The organism is Acidisphaera rubrifaciens HS-AP3, assembly GCF_000964365.1.
GTDB classification, from domain to species: domain Bacteria; phylum Pseudomonadota; class Alphaproteobacteria; order Acetobacterales; family Acetobacteraceae; genus Acidisphaera; species Acidisphaera rubrifaciens.
Window position 1 is genome coordinate 1 of sequence record NZ_BANB01000961.1, and the last position, 1,880, is coordinate 1,880.

Genomic DNA, 1,880 nt, shown 5'->3' on the forward strand with positions numbered 1-1,880 from the left:
GCGCGGCGCGGGTGATCGTGGGCCAGTTTTTCGCCGCCCTCGCACGGCGCGTCGGCGGCGCCGCCCCGGCGCCGAGCGTGCCGCGATCCCTGCTGCGGCGCGTGCTGGCCTGGCTGGGACTGGCGCGATGAAGCCGGCGCCCTTCGCCTATCTGCGCGCCGCCACGACGGAGGAGGCGCTGGAGGCGCTGGCCGCCCACGGGACGGAGGCGCGCATCCTCGCGGGCGGGCAGTCGCTGGTGGCGATGCTCAACATGCGCCTCGCCCGGCCGTCGCTGCTGATCGACATCATGCGCGTGCCGGCGCTGGGCCGCGTCGAGGTCGAGGGCGACGATCTGTGCATCGGCGCCGCGGTGCGTCAGGCGGCGCTGGAGCGCAGGCCCGATCTGGCGCGGGAGGTGCCGCTGCTGGCGCGGGCGCTGCCCTGGGTCGGCCATTACCAGACGCGCGCGCGCGGCACCGTCTGCGGTTCGGCCGCGCACGCCGATCCCAGCGCGGAGATCCCGCTCTGCCTCGTCGCCCTCGGCGCCCGCGTGGGGCTGCGCCGGCGGTCGGGGCGGCGGACGGTCGGGGCGGAGGCATTCTTCGCCGGCACGATGCAGACGGAATGCGCGCCCGACGAGATGATCGACCGCCTCATCGTGCCGCGCCGCCGCCCCGATACGGGCTATGCGTTCGCGGAGATCGGGCGTCGCCATGGCGACTTCGCCATCGTCGCCTGCGCCGCCGTCGCCGGTCCCCACGGACTGCGGCTGGCCGTGGGCGGCGTCGCGGACCGCCCGGTGGCGCGCGACTTCCCGCCGCTGGACGGGTCCGCTCTCGATGACGCGCTCAACGCCTTTGCCTGGGCGCTGGGCGGGCGCGACGACATGCACGCGACGGCACGCTATCGTCGCGGGCTCGTGCGTCGCATGGGCCGGCAGGTGCTGGAGGAGGCGATGGCATGCCGCAACTGACCGCCGACGCGCGCCACGTCGTGCGCTTCACGCTCAACGGCGCGCCCGCGCGCTGCGAGGTGGAGCCGCGCACCCTGCTGACCGATGCGCTGCGCCACCATCTGGGCGCGACCGGCACGCATGTCGGGTGCGAGCACGGCGTATGCGGTGCCTGCACCGTGCTGATCGACGCCGCGCCCGCCCGTGCCTGCCTGACCCTCGCGGTGCAGGCGGAGGGCTGCGACATCCGCACGGTCGAGGGGCTGGCGCCGTCGCCCGGCACGCTCGGCGCGCTTCAGGCGGCGTTCCGCCGCCATCATGCGCTGCAATGCGGCTTCTGCACGGCGGGCATCCTCATGTCGATGACCGCGCTGCTCGCGGAACAGCCGGCGCCCGATGCGCGCACGGTGACCGAGGTGCTGGCCGGCCATCTCTGCCGCTGCACCGGCTATGCGCCCATCGTCGCCGCCGTGCTGGATGCGGCGGCGGATATGCGGGAGGCGCCGCATGCTTGATCTGGGCCGCAGCTTCCTCGGCAGCGTGGCGCGTGACCCGGCCGCGCTCGCGATCGTGGACGGCGAGGTGCGGCTGACCTACGCCGCGTGGCTGCGGCACGTCTCGGCCGTCGTCGCGGGTCTCGACGATCTCGGCCTGCGCCCCGGCGACCATCTCTTGACACTGTTGCAGAACCGGTGGGAGGCGGCGACGCTGTACTGGGCCTGTCAGCTCGCCGGCATCATCATCACGCCGCTGAACTGGCGCGCGACGGCCGACGAGGTGGACTATGTCGCGACCGACGCCGGGGCGCGCGCCGTCGTCTACGAGCAGGCTTCCGCCGACGCGCTGGCGGCGTCCGCTTGCGCCCGGTCCCTGCCGCGCGTCGTGATCGGCGACGCCGCGCCGCCGGGTGCGTGTTGATCTGATCGAGGGTGGAGAAGCGCTGGGC

At 74.7% G+C, this 1,880-nt stretch carries 3 protein-coding genes; all 3 read left to right on the forward strand.

Annotation, left to right across the window (positions count from 1 at the left end; genetic code table 11):
- Window positions 1-127 precede the first annotated feature (127 nt).
- The 3 genes from B8460_RS19370 to B8460_RS19380 are packed head-to-tail and all read left to right on the forward strand — an operon-like array spanning window position 128 to window position 1,852.
- A complete protein-coding gene (locus B8460_RS19370; protein ID WP_048863269.1) occupies window positions 128-955 on the forward strand; it encodes an FAD binding domain-containing protein in 828 nt (275 codons plus the stop codon).
- Window positions 943-1,449 (forward strand): (2Fe-2S)-binding protein, encoded by a 507-nt coding sequence (locus B8460_RS19375; RefSeq protein ID WP_048863270.1) that lies wholly within the window; start codon window positions 943-945, stop codon window positions 1,447-1,449. The genes B8460_RS19370 and B8460_RS19375 overlap by 13 nt, the downstream gene beginning before the upstream one ends.
- A complete protein-coding gene (locus B8460_RS19380; RefSeq protein WP_048863271.1) occupies window positions 1,442-1,852 on the forward strand; it encodes an AMP-binding protein in 411 nt (136 codons plus the stop codon). Before B8460_RS19375 ends, B8460_RS19380 begins: the two co-directional genes overlap by 8 nt.
- Window positions 1,853-1,880: the final 28 nt, after the last annotated feature.

Coding starts and splice junctions, on each gene's coding strand:
- B8460_RS19370 (WP_048863269.1), top strand. CDS start 128: ATGAAGCCGGCGCCCTTCGCCTATCTGCGCGCCGCCACGACGGAGGAG.
- B8460_RS19375 (WP_048863270.1), top strand. CDS start 943: ATGCCGCAACTGACCGCCGACGCGCGCCACGTCGTGCGCTTCACGCTC.
- B8460_RS19380 (WP_048863271.1), top strand. CDS start 1,442: ATGCTTGATCTGGGCCGCAGCTTCCTCGGCAGCGTGGCGCGTGACCCG.